The organism is Sulfitobacter sp. KMM 9851 (assembly GCF_057178245.1).
Window position 1 is genome coordinate 3,070,216 of record NZ_CM169991.1, and the last position, 24,074, is coordinate 3,094,289.

At 58.8% G+C, this 24,074-nt stretch carries 28 protein-coding genes and 1 pseudogene; 13 read left to right on the forward strand and 16 right to left on the reverse strand.

All coding sequences use genetic code 11. The annotated features are described in order from the left end of the window. Nucleotides 1–90 precede the first annotated feature (90 nt). Nucleotides 91–1,443, reverse strand: a complete 1,353-nt coding sequence (locus AC1965_RS15220; RefSeq protein ID WP_483884694.1) for a FliI/YscN family ATPase — start codon at nt 1,441–1,443, stop codon at nt 91–93. Between the two features lie 68 nt (nt 1,444–1,511). Between AC1965_RS15220 and flgB the strand changes: the two genes are divergently transcribed. The 8 genes and pseudogenes from flgB to flhB all read left to right on the forward strand — a co-directional run bounded on the left by flgB (nt 1,512) and on the right by flhB (nt 7,744). After that, on the forward strand, nt 1,512–1,916 hold the full coding sequence (flgB, locus tag AC1965_RS15225) for a flagellar basal body rod protein FlgB (RefSeq protein ID WP_483884695.1): 405 nt from the start codon (nt 1,512–1,514) through the stop codon (nt 1,914–1,916). A 9-nt stretch (nt 1,917–1,925) separates the two neighbouring features. Further along, complete coding sequence (flgC, locus tag AC1965_RS15230) at nt 1,926–2,336, forward strand: flagellar basal body rod protein FlgC (protein ID WP_483884696.1); 411 nt, start codon at nt 1,926–1,928, stop codon at nt 2,334–2,336. A gap of 7 nt (nt 2,337–2,343) precedes the next feature. Continuing rightward, on the forward strand, nt 2,344–2,670 hold the full coding sequence (fliE, locus tag AC1965_RS15235; protein WP_483884697.1) for a flagellar hook-basal body complex protein FliE: 327 nt from the start codon (nt 2,344–2,346) through the stop codon (nt 2,668–2,670). A gap of 3 nt (nt 2,671–2,673) precedes the next feature. Further along, nucleotides 2,674–2,943 carry a flagellar biosynthesis protein FliQ gene (gene fliQ / locus AC1965_RS15240; RefSeq protein ID WP_483884698.1) on the forward strand — a complete coding sequence of 90 codons (270 nt, stop codon included), beginning with the start codon at nt 2,674–2,676 and terminating at the stop codon, nt 2,941–2,943. 5 nt (nt 2,944–2,948) lie between these two features. Beyond that, nucleotides 2,949–3,782 carry a lytic transglycosylase domain-containing protein gene (locus AC1965_RS15245; RefSeq protein WP_483884699.1) on the forward strand — a complete coding sequence of 278 codons (834 nt, stop codon included), beginning with the start codon at nt 2,949–2,951 and terminating at the stop codon, nt 3,780–3,782. Continuing rightward, nucleotides 3,779–5,862, forward strand: a pseudogene (gene flhA / locus AC1965_RS15250) (flagellar biosynthesis protein FlhA). Before AC1965_RS15245 ends, flhA begins: the two are co-directional and overlap by 4 nt. 3 nt (nt 5,863–5,865) lie before the next feature. Beyond that, nucleotides 5,866–6,621: a flagellar biosynthetic protein FliR gene (locus tag AC1965_RS15255; protein WP_483884700.1), complete on the forward strand. Its 756-nt coding sequence runs from the start codon at nt 5,866–5,868 to the stop codon at nt 6,619–6,621. Nucleotides 6,622–6,625: 4 nt separating this feature from the next. Beyond that, nucleotides 6,626–7,744 carry a flagellar biosynthesis protein FlhB gene (flhB, locus tag AC1965_RS15260; protein WP_483884701.1) on the forward strand — a complete coding sequence of 373 codons (1,119 nt, stop codon included), beginning with the start codon at nt 6,626–6,628 and terminating at the stop codon, nt 7,742–7,744. Between the two features lie 3 nt (nt 7,745–7,747). Here the strand turns inward: flhB and AC1965_RS15265 are convergent, their stop codons facing one another. From AC1965_RS15265 to AC1965_RS15280, 4 genes are read right to left on the reverse strand one after another with little or no spacing between them, the layout of a single operon-like run. Further along, complete coding sequence (locus AC1965_RS15265; RefSeq protein ID WP_483884702.1) at nt 7,748–8,377, reverse strand: MotE family protein; 630 nt, start codon at nt 8,375–8,377, stop codon at nt 7,748–7,750. Next, nucleotides 8,374–8,775, reverse strand: a complete 402-nt coding sequence (locus AC1965_RS15270; protein WP_483884703.1) for a flagellar motor switch protein — start codon at nt 8,773–8,775, stop codon at nt 8,374–8,376. Before AC1965_RS15270 ends, AC1965_RS15265 begins: the two co-directional genes overlap by 4 nt. Further along, nucleotides 8,756–9,703 (reverse strand): flagellar motor switch protein FliM, encoded by a 948-nt coding sequence (locus AC1965_RS15275; RefSeq protein ID WP_483884704.1) that lies wholly within the window; start codon nt 9,701–9,703, stop codon nt 8,756–8,758. Before AC1965_RS15275 ends, AC1965_RS15270 begins: the two co-directional genes overlap by 20 nt. Then, complete coding sequence (locus AC1965_RS15280) at nt 9,700–10,245, reverse strand: flagellar basal body-associated FliL family protein (protein ID WP_483884705.1); 546 nt, start codon at nt 10,243–10,245, stop codon at nt 9,700–9,702. The genes AC1965_RS15275 and AC1965_RS15280 overlap by 4 nt, the downstream gene beginning before the upstream one ends. Before the next feature lie 262 nt (nt 10,246–10,507). Here AC1965_RS15280 and fliF point away from each other — a divergent pair, with 262 nt between their 5' ends. The 5 genes from fliF to AC1965_RS15305 are packed head-to-tail and all read left to right on the forward strand — an operon-like array spanning nt 10,508 to nt 15,107. Next, complete coding sequence (gene fliF / locus AC1965_RS15285; RefSeq protein WP_483884706.1) at nt 10,508–12,106, forward strand: flagellar basal-body MS-ring/collar protein FliF; 1,599 nt, start codon at nt 10,508–10,510, stop codon at nt 12,104–12,106. Then, nucleotides 12,103–12,765, forward strand: a complete 663-nt coding sequence (locus AC1965_RS15290; RefSeq protein WP_483884707.1) for a FliH/SctL family protein — start codon at nt 12,103–12,105, stop codon at nt 12,763–12,765. The genes fliF and AC1965_RS15290 overlap by 4 nt, the downstream gene beginning before the upstream one ends. Continuing rightward, on the forward strand, nt 12,752–13,207 hold the full coding sequence (locus tag AC1965_RS15295; protein WP_483884708.1) for a FliM/FliN family flagellar motor switch protein: 456 nt from the start codon (nt 12,752–12,754) through the stop codon (nt 13,205–13,207). The genes AC1965_RS15290 and AC1965_RS15295 overlap by 14 nt, the downstream gene beginning before the upstream one ends. Next, nucleotides 13,194–14,030, forward strand: coding sequence for a flagellar type III secretion system pore protein FliP (gene fliP / locus AC1965_RS15300; protein ID WP_483884709.1), 837 nt, complete (start codon nt 13,194–13,196; stop codon nt 14,028–14,030). Before AC1965_RS15295 ends, fliP begins: the two co-directional genes overlap by 14 nt. Before the next feature lie 24 nt (nt 14,031–14,054). Further along, nucleotides 14,055–15,107: a flagellar motor switch protein FliG gene (locus AC1965_RS15305; RefSeq protein WP_483884710.1), complete on the forward strand. Its 1,053-nt coding sequence runs from the start codon at nt 14,055–14,057 to the stop codon at nt 15,105–15,107. 9 nt (nt 15,108–15,116) lie between these two features. Here AC1965_RS15305 and AC1965_RS15310 read toward each other — a convergent pair whose 3' ends face one another. The 11 genes from AC1965_RS15310 to flgK form a co-directional block, all read right to left on the reverse strand. Beyond that, nucleotides 15,117–15,944, reverse strand: coding sequence for a DUF1217 domain-containing protein (locus AC1965_RS15310; protein WP_483884711.1), 828 nt, complete (start codon nt 15,942–15,944; stop codon nt 15,117–15,119). Beyond that, on the reverse strand, nt 15,941–16,369 hold the full coding sequence (locus AC1965_RS15315) for a flagellar biosynthesis repressor FlbT (RefSeq protein WP_483884712.1): 429 nt from the start codon (nt 16,367–16,369) through the stop codon (nt 15,941–15,943). Before AC1965_RS15315 ends, AC1965_RS15310 begins: the two co-directional genes overlap by 4 nt. A 1-nt stretch (nt 16,370) precedes the next feature. Then, nucleotides 16,371–16,778 carry a flagellar biosynthesis regulator FlaF gene (locus tag AC1965_RS15320; protein WP_483884713.1) on the reverse strand — a complete coding sequence of 136 codons (408 nt, stop codon included), beginning with the start codon at nt 16,776–16,778 and terminating at the stop codon, nt 16,371–16,373. 86 nt (nt 16,779–16,864) lie between these two features. After that, nucleotides 16,865–17,701, reverse strand: coding sequence for a flagellin N-terminal helical domain-containing protein (locus AC1965_RS15325; protein ID WP_483884714.1), 837 nt, complete (start codon nt 17,699–17,701; stop codon nt 16,865–16,867). 137 nt (nt 17,702–17,838) lie between these two features. Further along, entirely contained in the window at nt 17,839–18,675 is an 837-nt protein-coding gene (locus tag AC1965_RS15330) for a flagellin (RefSeq protein WP_483884715.1), read from the reverse strand. Nucleotides 18,676–18,788: 113 nt separating this feature from the next. Beyond that, nucleotides 18,789–19,646, reverse strand: a complete 858-nt coding sequence (locus tag AC1965_RS15335; protein ID WP_483884716.1) for a flagellin N-terminal helical domain-containing protein — start codon at nt 19,644–19,646, stop codon at nt 18,789–18,791. Nucleotides 19,647–19,751: 105 nt separating this feature from the next. Next, nucleotides 19,752–20,129: a hypothetical protein gene (locus AC1965_RS15340; protein WP_483884717.1), complete on the reverse strand. Its 378-nt coding sequence runs from the start codon at nt 20,127–20,129 to the stop codon at nt 19,752–19,754. After that, nucleotides 20,126–20,428, reverse strand: a complete 303-nt coding sequence (locus AC1965_RS15345; RefSeq protein ID WP_483884718.1) for a rod-binding protein — start codon at nt 20,426–20,428, stop codon at nt 20,126–20,128. The genes AC1965_RS15340 and AC1965_RS15345 overlap by 4 nt, the downstream gene beginning before the upstream one ends. A 13-nt stretch (nt 20,429–20,441) precedes the next feature. Further along, nucleotides 20,442–21,542, reverse strand: a complete 1,101-nt coding sequence (locus AC1965_RS15350; RefSeq protein WP_483887060.1) for a flagellar basal body P-ring protein FlgI — start codon at nt 21,540–21,542, stop codon at nt 20,442–20,444. 15 nt (nt 21,543–21,557) lie between these two features. Beyond that, nucleotides 21,558–22,640 (reverse strand): flagellin, encoded by a 1,083-nt coding sequence (locus AC1965_RS15355; protein ID WP_483884719.1) that lies wholly within the window; start codon nt 22,638–22,640, stop codon nt 21,558–21,560. 8 nt (nt 22,641–22,648) lie between these two features. After that, nucleotides 22,649–24,064 (reverse strand): flagellar hook-associated protein FlgK, encoded by a 1,416-nt coding sequence (flgK, locus tag AC1965_RS15360; RefSeq protein ID WP_483884720.1) that lies wholly within the window; start codon nt 24,062–24,064, stop codon nt 22,649–22,651. Between the last annotated feature and the right edge of the window lie 10 nt (nt 24,065–24,074).

Consider the following 24,074-nt stretch of genomic DNA (forward strand, 5'->3'; position numbering starts at 1 on the left):
TTGCCTAGCTGCGTATGCGACCAACCTAATGCGGGCACGCTAAAGACGCCGAAGCACACAAATGCGCCGTACCCTAGGTGGTGGTCATGATCATCTCGGGCCTGGGTCCGGGCTGATGCCTGCCTTGTCCAGCAGCGCGGCGACTTCGGCGAACGATGTGTCAGGTGTGGTTTGTTCTGATTTTCGTTGCGTCAGAAATGCCTCGCACGGGCCTGCAAAGGCGATGGCGCGGTCCAACTCTGGATTGCTGCCGCTGCGATAGGCGCCGATGCGGATGAGTTCTTCCATATCGGCATGTGCGGCCAACGCTTTGTGCGCGGCGGTCAGCAGGGTGTATTCCACCGCGCTGTGACACTCGGGCAAGGTGCGCGATACACTCGCCAGCAGGTCAATCGCAGGATAGCGACCCTTTTCAGCGATGCGCCTGTCCAGCACGATATGCCCATCTGTGATCCCGCGCACCGCGTCGGCAATCGGATCGTTCATGTCGTCGCCGTCTACGAGAACAGTAAAAATTGCTGTGATGTCGCCCTTGCCCTCGGGCCCCGGCCCCGCACGTTCCAGCATCTGCGGCAGTTCCGAAAAAACAGTCGGCGGATAGCCTTTTGCCGTCGGCGGTTCGCGAGAGGCAAGGCCGATCTCGCGTTGGGCCATGGCAAAGCGAGTCACACTATCCATCAGCAGCAGCACATGCTGGCCCTGATCGCGGAAATGTTCAGCCACCGCCATTGCCGTCCAGGCGGCCTGGCGACGTGTCAGGGGCGGTTCATCTCCGGTGGCGACGACCAGAACCGCTTTGCGCATCCCTTCTTCGCCCAGATCAATGGCGATAAAATCCTGCACCTCCCGCCCGCGTTCGCCAACAAGCGCCATGACCACGACGTCGCATTCGGTGTGGCGCGCCAGCATCGCCATCAGCGTCGATTTCCCGACGCCCGAGCCGGCAAAGATACCCAGACGCTGGCCCCGGCAAAGCGGTGTGAAGATATCGAGCGCGCGGACCTGTGTGGCCAGCTTCGGACCGATCCGTTTGCGGTCAAAGGCACCGGGGGGTGATCCGCGCAGCGCCCGGGCGGTGGTGCCTTCGGGCAGATGGCCTTTGCCGTCAAGCGGTTGGGCAGATGCGTTGATAACCCGACCTTTCCAGCTTTCGTCGGGGCGGATGACATCGCCGCCGGTGTCCACCTCGACGCGGTCCCCTGCCGCGACACCGCGCCACGACCCAAAGGGCAGCAATTCGGTGCCTTGCGTTCCCAGCCCCACCACCTCGGCGTGAACCGGCCCGGTGGAGCCATGCACGATGCAGCGTTCCCCGATCCCAAGTACCCGTTCCAGCCCAACCGCCGTCAGCGTGATCCCGGTGATTGCCCGGACCTCACCACTGATCTGGGCTTCTCCAGCTTCACGCGCAAAGCTTGTCAGCTCGGAAAAGATGGTTTGCATGGATAATTTCCTCTAGGATATAAGGTTAAAATTTACTATACATGAATTAGAAGGACGGTAACGCAAAAATGAACTTGTCTAATCTTTCTATCTTTGGCCTTGCGTCAGACCGGATGACGTGGCTTTCGGCGCGCCAAAAGGTGACCTCGGAAAATGTCGCGAACGCGGCAACGCCGAACTATCAGGCCAAAGATGTGTCGTCCTTTTCGACGCTGCTGGAAAATCGGACCTCGACCGAGGCGGGTTTGGCCACCACCCATGACAAGCATATTTCAAGCTGGGCCGGCGCCGCACAGGGCATCCGCGAGATCAACGACAGCACGTCAACGGCAACGACGCTGGACGGCAATACCGTGAACCTGGAAGAGCAGGCGATCCGCGCGTCCGAGATCAGCGACCAGTACAGAATGGCAGCACAGCTTTATCGCAAAAGCTATGACCTGCTGACAATGGCAGTCACCGGCAGCAGGTAAGGAACACGCATGGATCCTCTTCAGTCTATCGCCAAGATCGCCGCCAGCGGCATGACCGCACAGACGGCGCGTCTGCGGATCATCTCGGAAAACGTGGCAAACGCGGATTCCACAGGCACGACCCCCGGTGCAGACCCGTTCCGCCGCAAGACCATCAGTTTTTCCGAACTGATCGACCGCACCAACGGTGCGTCGCTGGTTGAAGTGGACAACATCGGGCGCGACCAAAGCGCCTTTCGCCTGAATTTCGATCCTTCGCACCCCGCCGCCGACGACACAGGATACGTCAAGCGGCCAAATGTCGATCCGATCATCGAGATGACCAACATGCGCGAAGCCTCGCGGAACTACGAAGCCAATATGAACATGTTCGAAGCAGGCCGCCGGATGCGCGGCCAAATGCTCGATCTGCTGAAGTGAGACAGACATGAGCGATCCCGTCTCCCTGATCTCGACCGCCGCCGTCCGCGGGGCCTATCGCACCTCACAGTCTCTGACGGGCCAAAAGGGCGCAGGCGCAGTCGAAGAGGTCAGCGCCAATGATTTCAGCAAGATGGTTCGCAGCGCATCCGAAGCCGCGCTTGAAACCGTGCGCGCGGGCGAAGCGACGGCCCAGGCAGGGCTGCGCGGAGAAGCCGACACACAGCACGTGGTCGAAGCCATGCTGGCAATGGAATCCACGGTCAAGGTGGCCGTGTCCGTTCGTGACCGTTTTGTCGAAGCCTATCAGGAAATTCTGCGGATGCCGATCTAGGCCATGAACGAAACCGAAGCCTATGACATCATCTCTGACACCATACTGGCCGTGCTTCTGGCGTCCGGTCCGGTCCTGGGGGTGGCGCTGGTTATCGGGCTTGTGATCGCGTTTTTTCAGGCCTTGACGCAAATTCAGGAAATGACGCTTACCTTCGTGCCGAAGATCGTCATGATCTTTGTTACCCTGCTGGTGGCGACACCTTTCATGTACGCCACGCTCAAACACCTGTCGGACACGGTATTCGACCTTGTCGGAAATGGCGGGCTGTGATGCGAATGCCACGTATGCTGCTACGCACCGCAGCGCTGGGGCTGATGCTGGGCGGTGCTGCACAGGCTGAGGGGTGGGCCCGGTTTTATGTTCCCACCTCCAAGCCCGCCATCACAGCCCCTGTACCTCGTTCCAACGTGGCCCGTGGGGGCGAGCACGGTATCTGCATCCGCGAAATCCTTGCCGCTCAGGCGCGTCACGGCATTCCCGACAACCTGCTGCTGGCCATCGGCCTGCAAGAAGCAGGCACAAGGCGGAACGGACATTTCACAGTCTGGCCCTTTGCTGTGAACGCCGCAGGCACGGGTCGTTTGTTTGACAGCCGGGCCGCGGCGCTTGACTGGGTGGCAGAGCGACAGCGCGCGGGGGTTCGGTCCATTGACGTGGGGTGCATGCAGATCAATCTGCGCTGGCACCCCGATGCCTTTGACAATGCCGCGCAGGGGTTCGACCCCCGCATCAACGTCGATTATGCCGCGCGGTTCCTGAAACGGCTGCACCGGCGCACGGGCAACTGGATGCTGGCGGCAGGGTCATATCATTCGTTTGAGCCTGAGTATCGTGACGTTTATCTGGCCCGTCTGCAAAAGAACATTTCAGCCGCCAATGCCCGACTACCGGAGTTTGTCGCCCTTGCAAGCGGCGCACCGCATCGCACAGCACCCGGTAGCACACGGCCGGTGAGCCGCGAGCCTGATGGCAGCATCACTGTCGCCCGCGCGACATGGGGCGCGCATCTGGGCGGCGACGCAAATGCGCGCACCTCGCTCTATTCATCCCAAGAAATGCAACCCGTGCTGCCACAGTTCACGACGGTCACGTCGGAGGCATCCGGATGAGCACCAAACCCCCAGCCGCCCTGCCGCGCATGAACATGCTGCGCGCCAACAAGGATGTCGGCTTTGCTGTGGGCATGGCGCTGGTGCTGGTGGTCCTGTTTCTGCCGCTGCCGCCGATGTTGCTGGATCTCGGGCTTGCGCTGTCGCTCTCGCTCAGCGTGCTGATCTTTATGGTCGCACTCTGGATACCTTCGCCCTTGCAGTTCAACTCCTTCCCGACCCTGTTGTTGGTTACGACCATGCTGCGCCTGTCGCTCAATGTGGCGTCCACCCGCCTGATCCTCAGCGAAGGCCACGCGGGTCTGCATGCCGCGGGCGACGTCATTCAGGGGTTCTCCAAATTCATCGTTGCCGGCAACTTTGTGATTGGTATCGTGATATTTGCCATCCTCGTGGTCATCAACTTTGTCGTCATCACCAAGGGCTCGACGCGTATCGCCGAAGTGGCCGCGCGGTTCTCGCTTGATGCGATGCCGGGCAAGCAGATGGCGATTGATGCCGATATGGGCGCCGGGTTGATTGACGAAGACGAAGCCCGCCGCCGTCGCAAGGAACTGGAAGACGAAAGTGCCTTTTTCGGTGCAATGGATGGTGCGTCAAAATTCGTGCGCGGCGACGCGGTAGCGGGGCTGATCATCACATTGATCAACGTGATCGGCGGCATCCTGATCGGGGTCGTACAGCGCGGAATGGACGTGGGCGATGCGGCCAATGTGTTTACCTCGCTGACCATCGGCGACGGGCTGGTCAGCCAGATCCTGCGCTTGTTGTGTCGCTGGCCGCTGGCCTGATCGTGACCAAGGGCGGCACGCGCGGCGCGGCGAACGAGGCCGTGCTTGACCAATTGTCGAATTTCCCCAAAGCGCTGTACATGGCGGCGTTGCTGCTGTTCGGGATCGGTCTGCTGCCAGGATTTCCGATACTCATTTTCACACTGCTGGCCGCCGCTATGGCCGGGCTTGGCTTTGCTATTCAGCGCACTGCCACCGAGGCCACAGAAGAAAAAGCCCGCGTCGACGCATTGGAGGAGATAAGAAAAGCCGCCCCCGAAGCCGACAACAATCCGATGCGGCTGGACGAGTTGCGATTGGTGATGGGCGAAGGGCTGGTTGGGCTGGCAAATCGGCCCGACGCGGTCTTGCCAAGCAAGATCAAGTCACTGCGCAAACACTTCGCCGAGGAATACGGGTTTCCCATGCCATCGGTCCGGATCAAGGACGATGTCAGCCTGCCGATCAACAGTTATGTCTTTCAGGTCCACGGCGTTGACGTGGCGCGCGGCGACATTCGCGCCAATCAGATGATGGTGATCAATCCAGACGGTGCGCCGCTGCAACTGGCGGGTGAGAAAACCCGCGAACCAACGTTCGGGCTGGATGCGCTTTGGGTCGATCAAAAAGTCGCAGATCAAGCCGAGGCTCAGGGCTATACCGTCGTCGACCCCGAGAGCGTTATCACCACCCACCTGACCGAAGTGGTCAAGGAGAACATGGCCGAATTGCTGACCTATGGCTCTGCCAAGGAGGCCGTTGACGGGCTGGACCGGAACTATCAGAAATTGGTGAACGACCTGCCTGTGCCCTCGCCCGCGATCATGGTTCAACAGGTGTTGCAAGAATTGCTGCTGGAGCGTGTGTCGATCCGTAACCTGCCGTTGATCGTCGAGGCGATGGCCGAGGCCACGCGCCAGACCAGCAAGCCTGCGTTGATCCTCGAAAACGTCCGCCGCCGCCTGTCCAGCCAAATTTGTCAGGGGCTGGCCGACGATCAGGGCTTCGTGCCGGTCATCACATTGTCCCCGGCCTGGGAGACGGAATTTATCGAAGCCGTAAAGATCGTGGGCGAAGACCGCACTTTTGTCATGTCGCCAAAGAGGGTGCAGGAGTTTGTCCTGCAAGCCCGCAATCAGATTCAGCGGTTTGCCAGCGAAGACACCTGGCCCGCCCTGATGGTCAACCCAGAGGCCCGGTCCTATGTGCGGTCTATGTTGGAGCGGGTCAGCCCGATGACGCCCGTCATATCCAACGCCGAAATCCACCGCAAAGTGTCATTGCGAACCGTCGCCACCATCGGAGGCTGAACCTTGGACCTGTCCGCTTTGCTGAGCGATGCGCTGATGGGATACTTCGTGGTGTTTGCACGTCTGGGTGCGGCCTTGCTGTTCATGCCGGGCTTTGCCGATACTTCGGTGCCCGTACGGCAGCGCCTGCTGTTTGGCCTGGTGCTGAGCGCCGCTCTTTATCCTGCGACTGGCCTTGGCCCTGTAACTGAAGACCGGCCCGCCGCATTGATGCTGATCTTTGGTGCTGAAATCACTATCGGTCTATGGATCGGCTTGGTGGCCCGTACGCTCCTGTCTTCGCTGCAATTCGCGGGCTATCAGATCGCACTGATGTCAGGGCTTGCCAATGCGCTGGCCCCCAACATCGGCGCCTTTGAAGGCGCGACGAGCATGGCGGCGATGCTGTTGGTCGGGGCCACTGCGCTGATATTTGTCACCGATCTGCACCACCTGATCATACATTCGCTACTGATGTCCTATCAGGTCTTTGAACCGGGCAGGTTCATGCTTCCCGACCTGATGGATCAATTTGCCCGCGCCGTACAGGTCAGTCTTTATCTTGGCCTTTCGATCGCCGCTCCTTTTTATGTGGCGGGGCTGGTGCTGAACGTGGGCATGGGTCTGGCCAACCGGATGATGGCAAGCTTGCAGGTCTTCTTCATTGCGCAGCCTTTGCTTATCGCTGCGGGGCTGGCCTTGATGGTTCTGGCAATTCCAACCATGATGCGCGGGTTCCTAGAGCCTTTTGCGGAATGGCTGGCCACCTACGGATTCTGATCAGATGTCGGAAGAGGACAAAAGTTCAAACACGGAAGAACCGACCGACAAGAAATTGCGGGACGCGCGCAAGAAAGGCGACGTTCCGCAATCGCGTGAAACCGGGACGGCCATGGTGGTTTTTGCACTTTTGATGATCCTTGTCTTTGTGTTGCCCGGATCGGCCGGGCGCATTGTCGCCGCGCTGCAAAGCCCGCTGCGGGGTGCTGGCATCACTGACATCGGCACGGGCAGCACCGGGCTAACCGAGGCAGGAGTGGTGCTGAAGGATCTTGGATTTACGCTTGGACTGGCATTGGCACCAATTGCCGGGATCATGGTCTTGGCGGCACTCTTTGGGGTCATGGTACAGGGAGATACCGTGGTCTCGACCGAGCGGATCAGGCCGAAACTATCAAAACTTAACCCGTTGTCAGGGTTCAAACGACTGTTCTCTATCGACGCGTTTGTCGAGTTCCTCAAGAACACTGCCAAGGTGTTGGTGATTGGTTTCATTACTGTGTGGGCCGTGCGCGATATCGCCCAATCGCTGGGGCAAACCCAAAGCTTTGTGCCTGAAACGCTGGCTGCAGCCACGCTGGACAAGGTGCGCTGGATCTTCCTCGTGACCACTGTGTTTCTGGTGCCTATCGCGCTGGCCGACATCCTGTGGAAACGCTTTCAATGGAAGAAAAAGCAGATGATGAGCCTCAAGGCGGTGCGCGACGAACATAAAGACAGTGAGGGCGACCCCCAAATCCGCGCAAGGCGCGCCGAGTTGCGCCGGGCACGGGCCCGTCAGCGGATGGCGCAGGCCATTCCGACCGCCAGCGTGATCCTGACCAACCCGACACATTTCGCGGTGGCGCTGAAGTATGAACAGGGCAAGGACGACGTACCGATCTGCGTCGCCAAAGGCGCTGATGTGATGGCGCATCGTATCCGTGAACTGGCACGTGCGCATGACATCCCGATGATCGAAAACCGCCCGCTCGCCCGCGCGCTGCACAGTGCCGTCGAGGTCGACCAGCGTATTCCAATGGAACATTGGCAGGCTGTCGCAGAAATAATCGGTTTCGTGATGGACATGCGTCGCAATGTTCGACGCAAGCCGCCCGCAGGATCACACCTGCGCGAGGATTGAGGATCAGCGCAGGCGCAGCCCTTCAAGGTTGCGGTCGGCGGGCAGTTTTGACCGCTCAAGAATGATCTTGGTGATCGCCCGCGCCCGCACAAGGCTGAAGGCTCCCATGACCTGCGCTGCGTCCCGCTCTGGCATGGCACCGATCACCTGAACCGCGGTTTCGATGTCGATTTCATCCATAATGCTGGCGGCGACCTGTGGCTTCATATTGCGATACAACTCGACCAGCTTGGTCATGTCCTGCGCATTGGCCTCCTCGATCAGCGCCAGTTGCGCCCCGATCTCATCGCGAACCTTGGCCAGACGGGCCTGCTCGACCTTGAGGCTCTCCTCGGCCAGTGCCAGACGCGCTTCGCGGTCTGCCACTGCGTCTCGCTGCCCTTTTAAAAGAGTGCGTTCCTCGGCGATGGCCTCGGCGATGAGATGGCTGGGCTCACACATGCCGCTCGTGCCAGGCGCTGTGGCATCATAGGTAGGCTTTGACGACGGCTCTGCCACCTCGACCGGCGCTGATGTAGTGTCGCTGGCGGGTGCGGCGATGGCGGTCATGGGAATAAAATCGACTGCGAGTTTCATCACTGCAGCGGTCCCCAGGCTAAACACCACAAGTTTCGGCACCGAAATGAGCTTCATTTCTGACGCTCCTTTGTAATGTCAAAGAAGGTGCGAACCAAGTCGGACTTGCCCGGCACTGTGGACTGTCCCCGCACCGGGCTTTTTACCTTGATGTCTGAAAAGCCGCCTTTGTCCGAGTGTCGCGCCGGGGCCACGTCGTCGTGACCCCCGACAGGTGCAACTTGGCGTGCCTTTTGAACCGGTGGCTCGGCGCGGCGCGTGACTTTGCTCAGCCCTCGCAGATCTTCGACCGAGCGCGCGGATTGATCGACTGCGCTGGAAAATGCGCCTACCATGGGTTCCATCTCGCGCAGGCTGGCCAGCAGGTTACGTACCCGCCGATCCAATATGTAGGCGTAGACCAACGTGCCAATCAACAGCACGACGATGATGATATCAATCAACGTCGGAAGCATCCGCGATCTCCTCTTTGATATCTCTTGGCAACAAGGAGCGGATCACCCGCAGCGCCAGCGCGCCGTTATTGCGCTGGCCAAACGATGCCTGAAACATGGGTTGCGCATTAACCTTCCCGATCACGGGCGTGTCGATTGTCATGCCCAGATCAATGACCTCGCCGGGTTTCCAGTTCAGCACGTCCCGCAGCGGGATTGATATTTCCTGTAGGACACCGGTAACGGTCACGTTTGTGCCTGACAACTGGCTATTCATCTCGCTGCGCGAACTGCTGTCGCCGCCCAAGCGTCCGCCAAGGAACGGCTGCGCCAAATGGGCGCTGACGTCATCCAGCGCACCGTAAGGCAGGATCAGCGTCATATGACCACTGCGATCTTCAAAGCACAGCTTCAAACGGACCCGCAGCGTGGCCGTTCTGGGGGCCGCCAACATCACCGAGCGTGGATTGGATTCAAGCGTCTGCGTGGTAAAGGTAACCGGGCTGATTTCGGCAAAGCAGGTGCTGAGTGCGGTGAGGCACAGCTCGGCGAGGCGGCGACCGAGTTTTTGTTCAATAGCGGTGAGATTGCGGGGCTGCCATTCGTTCTGGGTTGCCCGTCGCCCGCCCAGCATGATCTCCAGCACCGAAAACAGCAAGTCAGGCTCGACAACGCAGGCCACCTGACTGTCCCAGGGATCAGCCACTGCAATGGCGATCAGCGACGGTGCCGCGATGGATTCCATCGCATCTTCACAAGGCATGTACTCAAGCGCGCTCAGTTCAATTTCGGGCGCGATGGTGCAATACGATTTCATATCCGGCACAAGTGCCAGCAGCAGACGGTCGATAATGATCTCAAGCGTCGGCAAACGCTGAAAACTTTCGCGCGCCTGGCGGATCATCGTCTCCTCAAGCGTTTCCTTCGGTGACGCCGATGTATTGCTCATTGGATCACCATGTCCGCGATGAGAATTTCGACAGGTGCCTGGGTATGACCCACAGCGCGCGCCCGGCGCAGCAGTTCTGTCTTCATCATGGCCAAACCGTGACTGCCCTTCAGGTCGCTGACGTGCAACTGACGCAGAAAATCCTGGAAACTGTCGCGCAGATAAATCTCGCGCGCTACAAGCCGGTCGGCCCCCTCTTGCGTGTCGTCATAGACCATCAGCATGTTCAGCTTCAGAAACCGGCTCGATTGCCGCCCCTTCATGCCAGTATCGGTGACGTTCACGATGATCTCGGGAAAGGGCATAACTGGCATCTTTCCCTGCTTATCCTGCGCTTCCTGATGCGCGCCCTCTGCGTCGGCGTTAACCTCCGCGTCACCTTCGGCAGCGTGATCTTGTTTGGTTGGGGCATCTGTTGTCGCATCATCGCTGAGGCCCGCAAGCGCCAGCATCGCGTCGGTACCGATGGCAAGCGTCACCCCACCAAAAGCAGCGATGGTGCAGAGAAGACCGACAGCAAGGATAGCAAGTGTCTTTTTCATCTACCTAGCTCTAATAAAGACGCGCACTGGACGCCATAAGCAAGAACAAATAGAATCGCAAACAAGCTTTAATGCAACACAAACATGTTTATTTATTCGAATTTCAAGTATAAATTAATATATGCTTGCATGCTCAGACCCAACGGGGGAGTCTTGGGGCCATTCAGCCAAGCGAGGGTACGTGCGTCAGATCGTCGAAAACCTTAAAGATTTGGGTCCACGGCGGCTTGCGTTGCTGGGCGTTGTCGGCCTAGCGGTCACCATGGCTGTTTTATTTGGCGCGCGTACTATATTCGCGCCGACCTACGTGCCCGTTTACAGTCAACTAAGCCCCGGCACAGCGTCGCAGATGCTGCAATCGCTGGAGCAGGCGGGTCTGTCTGTCAGTCTGTCGCGCAATGGCGATACCATCTCGGTCGCAGAGACCGATATTGCCCGGGCGCGCATGGCGCTTGCGGATGCAGGACTGCCTGGAGAAGGCGTGCCGGGCTGGGAAATCTTTGACAACATGTCGGGTATGGGGATGAACTCCTTCATGCAAAAGGTGAACAGGCTGCGCGCGCTCGAAGGTGAGCTGGCCCGTTCGATCCAAACCATCAACGGCATCAAGGCCGCGCGGGTCCATCTGGTCCTGCCGGAAAGGGCTGCTTTCTCGCGCACCCGCCCCGAAGCCAGCGCGTCTGTGATCGTGCGCTCAGAGGCCAATACCACGATGTCGCGTAGGCAGGCGCAGTCGATCCAGGCGCTTGTGGCTTCCGCCGTGGCCGACCTTGAGGCGCAGAACGTGACCGTGCTGTCTGCATCTGGCGAAACGATTTTGGCCAAAGAAGATGCTGGCGTCTCTGATTTCTCCCTTCAGGGTCAGCGTAGCCTGATCGAAGAACAGCTGGCACAGAAGGTCGAAGCGATCCTGAATGCCCGGGTCGGACCCGGCAACACGCGCGTCCGGGTGAGTGTCGATCTGACGACCGAACGCGAGGTGCGGGTCTCGCGCACCTTTGACCCCAATCAACAGGTGGCCCGGTCGATCGAAACCCGTGTGCGCAACTCCAACGAAACTGATCCGGCTTCTGGCACGGTTGACGTCGCCAACAACATCCCCGACGAACTGCGTGACGACGGCGCTGCGGGTGGGGCGACCTCGACGCGCAATGAAAACGATGAGATCATCAACTACGAGATCGGATCGGTTCAAAGCGAGATGGTGCGCGAACCCGGTGACATCGAACGGATATCTGTCGCAGTTCTCGTCAATGGCAGCTACGGCACCCTGCCCGACGGGTCAGAAGGGTATATCCAACGCTCCGACGAGGAAATGCAGCGCCTGACGCAACTGGTCAGCACCGCCATTGGCTATGACGAAGCCCGCGGCGACCAGGTACAGGTGGACAGCCTACAGTTTCTTGACTTTGATTCCGAATTCAACAGCCCGCTAAGCCGCGGCTTTGGGGCCATTCTGGCAGATAACGCCATGACGATCCTACGCGCGCTGTTTGGCTTGGCTTTGGTCACCATCATCATGGTCTTTGGCGCCAAACCGCTACGCATGATAATGGAAGCGACAAGCCCCGCATTGGCTGCCGCAGGCGCAGACGCGGCCATGCTCGACGGACCAGAAGCCGCTCCGCGCAAACTGCCGGGCAACGCCTCTGGTACTCAACTGGCGACATCGCCTGCGGCGCACTCCGGTGCCCTGCTTGCACCGCAGGATCAGGTCCCGCGCGAGATGGTGCAACTGGCCTCAGTCGAGGGCGCAGTCAGACACAGCCAGATCAGAGCGGTCACCGAATTGGCGCAGAACAATGCAGACGACGCTCTGCGCGTACTGGGCAATTGGTTGTCGGAGAAGGATGACAAATGATCTCGACCCTGAAACTGCGAAATTTTGACGAGGACGGGACCGCAGCAGCGCGCGATCCGGACATGCCCTCACCAGACGAGATCGACGCGCAGATCAAGAAGGCACATAAACAAGGCCACATCGAAGGCTACCTGACAGGTGCCGACGCAGGGCGTGCCGAGATGCGCAAAACGATGGAGGCCGCGCAGGCCGACATGGTGAATGGGCTGACACAAGAACTGGCCCGCCTGGCAAACTCGGTCGCGGCCCAGCAAGAGGCGTTGGTCGCGCAGGTCGTCGGCTTTACCTTGCAGACTTGCGAAATTGTCTTTCCCGAACTGATCGAGCATTTGTCGGCAGCGCGCGTGCGAAAGATGGCCACGCAATCGCTGAAGATGGCCATTGGATCTAGCCGCATTCAGGTCCGCCTGTCCCCATCCACGCTGGCCGAAATCGGCCCCGAACTGCGCGCGCGGGCTGTGTATTACAAATGCGACCACGCGCTAGAACTGACCGCCGACGCAAATTTGAAAGACGGCGATGCCCGGATGGAATGGGACCACGGCAGCCTCGACTACGGGTTTAAGAAAATCTGCGACCGCCTGCTGGGCGAACTGCGCGAAACCCACAAACGGGCGATAGATGCTCAGAAGGAAAAGGACGGACATGGAAAAGCCTGACCTGCAAAATGCCAAATCCGGCGCTACGGCTGATACCGATGCCCAAAAGGCCCAAGAACAACCCAATGCAGATGCCATGGGTGATGCCGTGCCCCCCGCAGCGCGTAATGACCGCGAGGAAACGGTCTTTCCGCATCTCGACACCGAAGATACGCTAAACGCGCTTGCCACCACGCGCCCCGACGGGGGCAGCACCGGGATTAATGCGATGCTGAACGTCGGGTTGGACGTGCAGATTGTATTAGGCCAGGCGCGCATGCCAATTTCGCGCCTGCTCGAGCTGACGCGCGGGTCTATCGTCGAGCTTAACCGCAAGATCGGCGCGCCTGTTGACCTGATGGTCAGCGACCGGTTGGTGGCGCGCGGCGACCTGGTAAAGATTGGCGAAGACCGGCTTGGCGTGTCCCTGACCCAGATCGTCAAGGATTATGTCCCTGATTGATCTCATCCATCTGCGGCGTGGCGGCCTGAACCGGCTGACGCTGGCAGCGCTGGTGCTGATTACCAGTGCCACTGCCGCTGCGGCGCAGGACGGCGGGTTTCTTGGTACGTTGTCGGACATGGTGGGCGACGCCGCCCCCGGCAGCGACCAAAACGCCAACCTGTCTGGGCGGATCGTCCAATTCATCGCGCTGATCACAGTGTTGAGCATCGCGCCGGGATTGCTGGTCGTGATGACAAGCTTTACCCGCTTTGTGATCGTATTATCGATGCTGCGTTCAGCGCTGGGGCTGAACCAGACGCCGCCCAATATCGTACTGACGTCGCTGGCGCTGTTCATGACCTTTTTCGTGATGCAGCCGGTGTTTGAGGATGCCTATGAGGGTGGCGTCGTGCCCCTGCTTAACAACACGCTGGCTGAGGAACAGGCGATCGAGCGGATTGCCGAACCGTTCCGCGCCTTTATGTTCGTCAACACCCGGCCCGAGGATTACGCGCTGTTTCAGAATATCGCGCAAGAGGGTGAAACCGCCGAGGACACCCCGCTTCCGAACAGCCCCGAAGAAGCATCGTTTCGCCACCTGGTCCCTGCCTTTATGATTTCAGAGCTGCGGCGGGCGTTCACCATCGGCTTCCTGATTTATCTGCCCTTCGTGGCGATTGACTTGATCATTGCCTCCGTTCTTATGAGCGCAGGCATGATGATGTTGCCTCCGGTGCTCATCTCTTTGCCGTTCAAGGTGATCTTTTTTGTCCTGATCGACGGCTGGTACATGCTCGCCGGTTCGCTGATCGAAAGTTACGTTCCGCTGGCAAGCGGATAACCTGCCCCTGTGAAGGATTTCTTGATGCCCGCCAACACGCTTACCGATCGCCGCAAGAGCGCGGTTTCCAAAAAGAAACTGACTGGCCCCACCAAGGCAGCCATCACCTTTTTGTGCTTGGGCGAACAGGCGGGCTCGGAGTTGATGCAAAAACTTGGCAGCGCACAGATCGAGCGGATCACATCTGCAATGAGCCAGTTGGGCCCGATACCGGCCGAAGTGGTTGAAGCGGTGCTGAGCGAATTTACACAGAGTGTCATCAGCGGCACGGGGTCTGTAGTTGGGTCAATTTCGACTGCGGAATCAATGCTGCGCAAATTTTTGCCTGAGGATCAGGTCGCCGACATTCTGAATAACGTCAAAAGCAATGAGCGCGAAGACGCCATGTGGCGCGGATTTGGCGCGCTGAACGAAACCGTGATCGCCAACTATCTAAAGGGCGAACATGATCAGACCGCAGCCGCGATCCTGAACAACGTCGACACTGCCGTGGCGGCCAAGGTGTTGCCGTTGCTGGGGGCCGAACGGATGCAGGACGTGGCCGAGCGTATGATCGCGATGGAAGCTGTTCCACTGCATATGATGCAGCAGATCGAAGAGACCCTGAAGCAAGATATCATGTCGGATGCCATTCACACCAGCGCCGCCGAAACCCACCAACGTATGGCCGATCTGTTCAACAAGCTGGATATTCAGGCGTTTGAACAATTGTCCGAAGCGCTGGACCAGCGTATTCCCGATGCCTTTCAGGCGATCAAGCAGCGCATGTTCGTCTTTGATGACCTGATTAAGCTCAATATGCAGGATCTGTCGCAGGTGATGCGCGGATTGGACGGTGACACGCTGCCTCTAGCCATGCGCGGCGCGCGGAAAGATCTGCGCGATCACCTGATGGAATGTCTGCCCCAGCGGTCGCGGCAGATGCTGATGGACGAGATGGAAGCCACCGGACCGGTGCGCGGACGTGACGTGCGCGCCGCACAGGCAGCGATGGTGGACTATGCCAAGGTCCTTGCCGATGAAGGTGTGATCGAACTGCCGTCGAACTCGGACGAGGAAGACGAGGTTTTCGTCTGACCTAGGCGATCAGCGGTAGACCCCGTAGCCGTTGCGCACGATCGACGGGATGTCGATGGTAATCAAGTTGAACCTGCCGCCCTGCCCTGCCGACACAGCGCCCTGCATCAGCGTCAGAACGCTGTTGCTCTGCATCTGGACACCTTCGAGCGCGTCGTAGATCGCCGAGAAGCGTGACACTAGCTTGTCGACCTCGGCCGGGTCCTTGAGCTTTTCGATATCGAACTTCTGTGCAAAAAGTGCGGCTTGCCTGTCGATATCGACTTTCACGATTTCGTCCGGCAACGCCAGCGCGCGGCGCATGAACTTGCCGAGGTTCTTATCCTTCAGCACGTCAAACCAGGTTTCGATCTCACCGGCGCGGGCCTTGAACTCCAACGCGAGACCCGCGCCGGTATTGCCCTCGGAGGCACTGTTGAGCACCAGACGTTCCTTGAAGCGGTCGATCATCTCGGCCTGCCAGTCAGGATCGGCAAAATTCGGGCTTGCACCACCTTCCGGGGCGAAGCGCAAGGTCTCGTACATTTCACGGATTTTGGGATCGGTCAGGCGGTTCACCAATGCAGTGCGATCGGTGATGTCGCTTTCCAGCGTTTTGCGGATCAGCGCCTTGCCGAAAATCTGGTCCTCCAAATCAAAGGCGCGCATTACAAAGGTGTAAACCTCGGTATCGGCGATCAACTCTTTGGGAGAGCCGATCGAGGCGATACGTTCACTAAAGGCGGCGATCTGCCGGGCGTTCTGAGCGCCGCGCGCGACGAGGTCGAGCTGCTTGTCGCGTGTCGCGTCAAACAGCTTGACCGCCAGTTGCGTGCTCATCCCGCCCAGCGAGATCATGCGCGCACCATTTCCCGGTTATTGTCCGGCCGAGGTATGGGGCTAAGCTGCATCAGTTCGGCCTCGTATCTTAGCACCGTGCGCAGCTCGCTCATCGCTTTGTAATAGTCAGACGCGCTGACGTGGTTCGCCGCCCCCATGATGCGGGCGCGCATTTCGGCACCAAAGCAGCAGGCTAGCTCGGCCAGACCCTGCTGGATCATCGTCAGCACCTGATCGCGGGTTTCAGGCCGGATAAGCGCCGTCTGCAACAGAAAATAGACTTTGGAAACCGGGGTCGACTGCGCGTCGGGTTTCAACAGATCGGATTCGCGCACGATATCAGCGCGGTTTTCAACGGTCAGGGCCTGGCGGCGGTCACCGTTACGGATCACGCAGCCGTTTACCACGACACGTTCACGGGGTTTAAGCGTCAGTTTCAGCATGTCAGACCTCCCGAACTGCTGGCGCACCGGACAGGCCGGCAAGCCCAGCGGCAATGTTACTGTTGATTTCGACCAACCCCGCAAGGGTGCCCTCTCCGGCCATCAGCGTAGATGTTTGACGGTCAACCCAAAGTGCCAGAGAGATCAAAGATGCCTTGATCGCATCCGGCATCGCATTGCCCGGCTCCGCCAGATCATGGCGCAGTGCGGACCAGAAACGCTGGTTTTCATATAGACTGTCGCGCAGCCCCGCCGACAGGATCGCGAGTCTGTCGGCGGAAGTTTCGCTGGCGTCATACCCACGGCCTTTTTCTGTTAGATCATGGGTGACCCGCGACAGAATACGGCGTTCGATCTGCCTTGGTGTTTCGCTTTCGCGGATGGTCTTTTTGTATGCGGCCAAGCTCATAGTCTGCCTCTTTTTTATATTTATGTTCTTTCGCCCTGTTGAGGACGGCCTCATGCCCGTCGTGATGCGGGCTTATGGTGTATGCCTTATTTGAACAGGCTTAGAATATTTTGCGGCGCCTGGTTCGCAATCGACAGCGACTGCGTGGCAAGCTGTTGCTGGACCTGGAGTGACTGCAAGCGTGCGGCTTCTTCTTCCATGTCGGCATCAATCATAGACCCTACACCCGCATCCAGACGGTCGGTCAGTTCGCTAAGAAAGTTCTGTTGCGTCTCGATCGACTTTTCAACGATGCCAAGATCAGTGGCGGCGTCTGTCACTGTTGTCAGGTAGCCTTCGGCAGTTGTCAGCGCAGTTTCTAGATCGGCAGCACTGGTAGCGTTGTTGATGACGATGGCGGCAAAGCTGGTCTGCAGCGCCTCGAGGTTTGCCGAGGTGAATTGAATCTTTGTCGTCGACAGTGTGCTGCCCGAACGGCTGACCCCAGAAACAAGTTCCTTTGTGCCAGACCCAACTGCCGAAATCAGGTTTTCGCCGTTGAACGACGACTGCTCAATCGCCGTTTTCATCTGCACGGCCAACGATGTCAGTTCTTTCTGGATGTCGCCCTGATCAACGCCATCGGTTTGGGCGAAGGCAAGACGGTCAACGAACTTCTGTGCCAGCTCGACCATGGTTTCGGCACCTAGACGGCCCGTCGAAACCGAGTTCTTGGCAAGGGTCAGGCCCTCGTTGATGGACTTGTTCATGCTGCTTTCGGAATCCATCGTTGTGGAGATCGAAAAGTAGGATGCGTTGTCCTTTGCGGAACTTACCTTCATGCCGGTCGAAATCCGGTTCTGGGTTTCGCCAAGCTGATCGTTGATGCCGCGCAACGTGGACAGGGCATTCATCGCAGAGGTGTTTGTTAGGATTGAGGACATGGTATCTCCATACTGTTCTAGTGGATTTAAAGTCGTCGTTCTGACAACCGCAAGCTGTGCTCCGTCCTGGTCTTGTAGAGTTCCGGCCCCAAGATCATACGCTTGGGGCCGGAGAGGTCTTGTCGTTCAGGTTGGCCTTAACGGAACAGGCTCAGGATGTTTTGCGGTGCCTGATTTGCAATTGACAGGGATTGAGTGGAAAGCTGCTGCTGGACCTGAAGGGACTGCAGACGCGCTGCTTCCTTTTCCATGTCAGCATCAACCATTGAGCCTACGCCCGCGTCGAGACGGTCGCCCAACTCGTTGAGGAAGGTCTGCTGGGTCTCGACCTGCTTTTCAGCGATACCGAGATCGGTCGCGGCGTCCGTCACCGTGGCAAGGTAGCCTTCGGCGTTGGTCAGCGCGGTTTCGAGTGCGGCGGCCGTAGTGGTGTTGTCGATCGCGATGGCGGCAAACAGCGTGTGCTGCGCATCGAGGTCGGTCGTGGTAAAGTCGATCGTTGTGGTCGACAAGGTGCCACCCGAACGGCTGACGCCGGACACGACGCTCTTGGCGCCTGCGCCTGCTGTCGAGATCAGGTTTTCACCGTTGAAAGACGACTGGTCGATGGCGGTCTTCATCTGTGCCGCAAGCGAGGTCAGTTCCTTCTGAACGTCAGCCTGATCAACGCCTTCGGTCTGGGCAAAGGCCAGACGGTCGACAAACTGCTGTGCCAGACCAACCATCGTTTCCGAACCCAGACGGGCGGTGGAAACCGAGTTCTTGGTCAGTGTCAGGCCTTCATTCACGGCTTTGTTCATGCCGCTTTCGGTCTTCATAGTTGTCGCGATCGAGAAATAGGATGCGTTGTCCTTGGCGGAGTTCACTTTCATCCCGGTCGAAATGCGGCTCTGGGTTTCGCCCAGTTGGTTGTTCACGCTCCGCAGGGTCGACAAGGCGTTCATCGCGGAGGAGTTGGTAAGGATCGAAGACATGGTATTTCCAAACTATTCTTAGTACGTCATGCCGTCATTCTGGCGGCTGCGGGGCTGACCCGCTGGGTAGGGTGTCTTCTGGCCGCAAGGCCAGAAGAAATTTCAGACCAAGCTTAACGGAACAAGCTCAGGATATTCTGTGGCGCCTGGTTGGCGATCGACAGCGCCTGGGTTGAAAGCTGCTGCTGCACCTGAAGCGATTGCAGGCGGGCTGCCTCTTTTTCCATATCGGCATCAACCATCGAGCCTACGCCCGCATCCAGACGATCACCCAACTCGTTGAGGAAGGTCTGCTGCGTTTCGATTTGCTTTTCAGCGATACCGAGATCGGTAGCCGCATCAACCGCAGTGGCAAGGAAACCTTCGGCAATGGACAGCGCCGCTGTTGCGGATGCGCCATCGGTGATCTGGATGCCTGCGAAGGTCGTGTTGGCGGCGTTGGTGCCATCATCCACAAGCCCCATCATGCCAGAAGTCTTGAAGGTGATTTCGGTGGTCGACAACGTGCCGCCGTTCCGGCTGACGCCAGAAACCACTGTACGGTCTGCGGCAGCAACTGTTGTGCTGCTGATCAGGTTTTCACCGTTGAAAGAGGATTGCTCAATCGCCGTTTTCATCTGCGCGGTCAGCGAGTCGAGTTCTTTCTGCACATCAGCTTGATCGACACCTTCGGTCTGGGCAAAGGCCAGACGGTCGACGAACTGCTGCGCCAGACCGACAACAGTTTCTGCACCCAGTCGGGCAGTAGAAACAGAGTTCTTGGTGAGTGTCAGGCCTTCGTTCACGGCCTTGTTCATACCGCTTTCCGATTTCATCGTCGTCGCGATCGAAAAGTAGGACGCGTTGTCCTTGGCGGAGTTCACTTTCATCCCGGTCGAAATCCGGCTCTGGGTTTCGCCCAGTTGGTTGTTCACACTCCGCAGTGTGGACAATGCATTCATTGCGGATGAGTTGGTAAGGATAGAAGACATGGTATTTCCAAACTATTCTTAGTATATCATGTCGTCATTCTGACAACTGCGGGAGTTTCCCGCTCGTGTTGTTTTTATTCAAAATTCTGTCAACAATGAGGCAAATCAAAACGTTTTGTCCACAGTTGCGCTAACTGTTGCATGGTTGTCACGTTTTGATCCGCTGGGGCCATAAAGCCCAGCGATGCTATGCCGTTCACGGATGTTGTACACCTCTTGAATTACGTCTGCCGTCGCCTGTTGGGCCACCTGCAAATAGTGCTTGTCGCGCAAGATTAGATCCTTGAGATCCAGCAGTTGCGCCTTGCTCACGGCCTGCGGATCATCTTGCAAGTATTTTTCCAGCATCTCGCTCAAGCGCACCTTTTCAGTGGAAAATTGCACCAGATCAGAAAACTCCCCAGCCTCGACCGCGGAAATCTCCTTGCGCAACAGCAACGCCAGTGCATCGACGGCGGCCAGTGCTTTGTGTCGGTCGCTCATAGGTCCTGACCCGTCTGATAGCGCTGAATTGCTGTGTCGATCCCCTTGGCGATGCCGGTGGAGTTTTGGTCAGCTATGCTGCGTCCGATCGCATCGGATAAGAAGCTGCGCCAAGTTTCTTCGGCATGGCCGCCACCAAAATTCCCGATGTCCACGGTCGACAGCATTTCATCGACCATCTGGCCCAGAAACATCGCCTCGAAGTCTTTGGCCGATTGCGACGTCGTCTGCGGCGTTTCCGCAGACGAACTACGCGGAGTTGTCAGGGCTGGCGCGCCGGAGAGAGGAGGAAGGTCCATTCAAATACCTCCTCTATATGATCTCAAGATCGGCATGCAGCGCGCCTGCCGCCTTGATGGCCTGCAAGATAGAAATGGTTTCAGTCGCCCCAACACCAATGGCGTTCAGCCCGTCCACAAGCCGTTGCAAACTGACGGAGCCGTCGATAACCGCAAACTTTGCATCACGTTTCTCCACAGAAACGGATGAATTGGGCACCACCACGGTCGTCCCGCCGATGGACAGGGCTTCGGGTTGGCTGACGTTAAAATCATCTCGCACCGTGACGGTCAGTCCACCCTGGCTGACCGCGACCCGGTCGATACGCACGTTCGCGCCAATCACGATGGTGCCTGACCGCGCGTCGATAACAACCTTGGCCACCTGATCCGGTTCGACCAGCAGCGGTTCAATTTCTGCCAGCATTTCGAGCAGAGAATCCTTGCCGTGCTCTTCGATCGCGATGGTCCGGGAATCCAGCACTTTGGCGACAGGGCCCAGTGCCTTGTTAATCGCGTCTTCGACCCGATGCGCGGTGACAAAATCAGGGTTACGCAGGGCCAGCAGGACACGGTCCAATTCATTAAAATTGAACTCGACCTCGCGTTCGACAATAGCGCCATTGTCGATCCGGGCACCGGTCGGCACGCCCTCAACAATGGACGCGTTCAGCCCTTGTGCCGCATAGCCAGCGACGGCAATGGGGCCCTGCGCCACAGCATAGATTTCGCCGTCCGCAGCAGACAGGGCCGTGACGATCAATGTACCGCCTCGCAAGGAAGACGCATCGCCAAGCGATGAAACCACCACATCGATTGTACTGCCGGCGCGGGCAAAGGGTGGCAAAGAGGCGGTAACCATCACCGCAGCGGTGTTGGAGGTGCGCATCTGGTCCTCGGTGAGGTTGCCAATGCCCAACCGCTCCAGCATGCCTTCGATAGCGCGTTTGGTGAAAGGCGCGTTGCGCAGGGAATCCCCGGTACCGTTGAGGCCAACTACCAAACCATAACCGACCAATTGGTTGGAACGAACGCCTTCGACCGTGACAATATCTTTGATCCGCACCTGCGCGCCTGCCGGAACGGCAAACGCCATCGTCAGGGCGATCAACAGGAATTTCAGGGTGACGTTCATCATTTATCTGCCCGCCTAGAGATAGTTCAGAAATGACATGCGCGAGAGCCGCGCCGTCACCGCAAAACTGGATTCAAGTTGGGTTTGTAGCTGGGTCAGGCGCGTGGCCGCGTCATATTGGTCTGTGCCTTCCAACAGCAACCTTTCGCCATCCAGAAACCCTCCCCTGCTTTGCTGAGCTGCAACGGTATCGGCCAGTCGCGCACGGAGCAGGCCGGTGTTGGTCTCAAGCTCGGCCAACCCATTCAACCCGTTGGAAATGGCGTTACGCGCTTCCGTGATCCAGGCCTGTCGGGCGTCTGGATCGCTGATCTGGTTGACGTCGACTTCGCTCAACATCGCCAAGCCGCGCATGAGATCACGCATCGCGGGCGCATTGGCCTGCGCGGACTGGGTGATTGTTCCGGTCTCGGAAATACGTGCGGTCAGCGGTGCGTTTGGCTGCCCGCCCGCGTCCAGTGCGGGTGTTCCGTTATAAAAACTTGCCTCGAAATTGCGGGCGGAATTGGTGGCGTCGGTATCCCCGAACACAGCTTTGAGCGCGTCGATGCTCGCCTGTACATCGGCGATGGTATTCATTGCGCCACCCGTCACATCGCCAACAATTCCCGCGGGCGTCAGACCTGTAACGGGATGAGGCGTATTCCATCCCTGAAGTGGCTTGGCATCGCTGCGGGTGCCCGACATCAGAAACCCAGAGCTGTCGCTGACGGCGCTGCGTTCGATCAATGTGTCGATGGCCGACCGCGCTACTTGCGAAAGATGTCCTGTCGCGCTTCCCGCGCTTGTCAGGGCCAAAAACGATTGCTCCAACACCTCCTGCCCAGCAGCGCGGATCGCGCCGAGCGACGTTTCGACCGCCAGAAACCGGCTGTCCAGCAATGCGTTGGATGTCAAAAATCCGTCGTTGCGTGTGATCTGCATGCGGATGGCAATGGCATCGGCAGACTTGTGGCCCAGCGCGTCATAGGGCCGTGCCTTCATCCCTGTCGTCGCTTCGAACGACGCATCCGAAATCTGCGCAGACAGACGGCTGGTCTGCTCGCGCTGACGCAGGCTTTGCAGAGCTGTCGAGACGGTTCGGGAAATTTCGGTCACTTACGGCCTCATACGGCGTTCAAAAGGGTGTCGATCATTGTGCTCAAACTGCTGAGCACCTGCGAATTGGCGCCATAGGCCTGTTCGATTTCCAGCAGTTTCTGCAACTCGGTGTCGATGTTGACGCCTTCGATGCTGCTGCGGCTTTCCTCGAATGAGGCCAGTCGGATGCCCGCTGCCTCGGCGCGGGCATCTGCGGTAACGCGGACGTTGTGTTGATGCCCAACCAAGCCTGCGGCAAAGTCGCCCAGTCGTGCGCTGCTGCCAAGCCCCGCCCCTGCATCCACCGGCCGGGCGTCGTCAAAGACACGGATGAAAGCGTTGATCTGCGCTGTGGCGCCCGGTTCGCCTGGCGTGGGGGTCGCCATACCATCGCGCAGCCGCCACAGCGCGCCGCCATTTTCGGGGCGCACGTTGTCATTGACAGCCAACCTGCCTGCCAACCCACCGACCTGTGCAGGGTCAAACGCCGCCCCGCCATCAGTAAATAGACCGGCATCGCCCGGCGCCAGAGAGGTATCGGCCGCCTCGAAACCTTCGATCATGCCGCGCGCAAGCTCGTCCAACTGAAGGTTCATCTGCGGGATCACGGTGCTCAGCATCTCGCTTAGCCCTGCCAGCCGACCTGAAGAAAACCCGCGACTGCCTGTACGATTGGGCGTGATGTCGACACCGTCGGCAAATAGCCCGCCGGTTTGCCGATCCGCGGTCAGCCGGGCGGCGTCGTCGCCGCTGACCAGCTCGGTCCCGCCCACGCTGTGCAGGGTCAGCGTGCCGTCTGCCTCCCACCGCGCCTGGAACTCCATCTGGGTTCCAAGTGCATCCAGCTTGCGGTTCATTTCGTCCATCAAGGCGCCATTTTGCAGCCCGACGCTGGTTCCGCGCAACTGTTCGTTCAACGCAGCGATACCGGAAAGCGCGTTGTTAACCTCGCCGACGCTGCGCTCGAAACTGTCTGCGGCTTGCACTCGGCCGCGCCCAAGCTCGCTAGAAGCGGCGTTGAGACTGCGCACGAGCCCGTCAGCGCGGGCCAAAACATCGTTTTGAACCGATGGATCTGAGGGATTGTTGGCCAAAAGATCAAGCCCGGCTTGAAAATCAGCCATTCGGGCGGCAGGCGACACTTCGTCACCCGGCGCGCCCAGCGTCGAAAGATAGCCGCGCAGAATTTCGCCCGCGACGCTCGCGCCGCCCATTGCCGCCCCTGCACCGCGCGTCATACCTGCGATACGCTCGTCGATTTGGCGCGACATGCGCAGCTCAACCGCACTGCCCTGGCCAGCGCCTGTGCTGATCTGCACTTCTTCGCGCCGTGCATAGCCCGGCGTCCGCGCATTTGCGATGTTACCCGCAACCATATCCGCCCGCGCCTCAGTGGCGCGCAGCCCGCTGCGGGCAATGTTATAGGCGGAAGAAATGCTCATTCACTCGTCC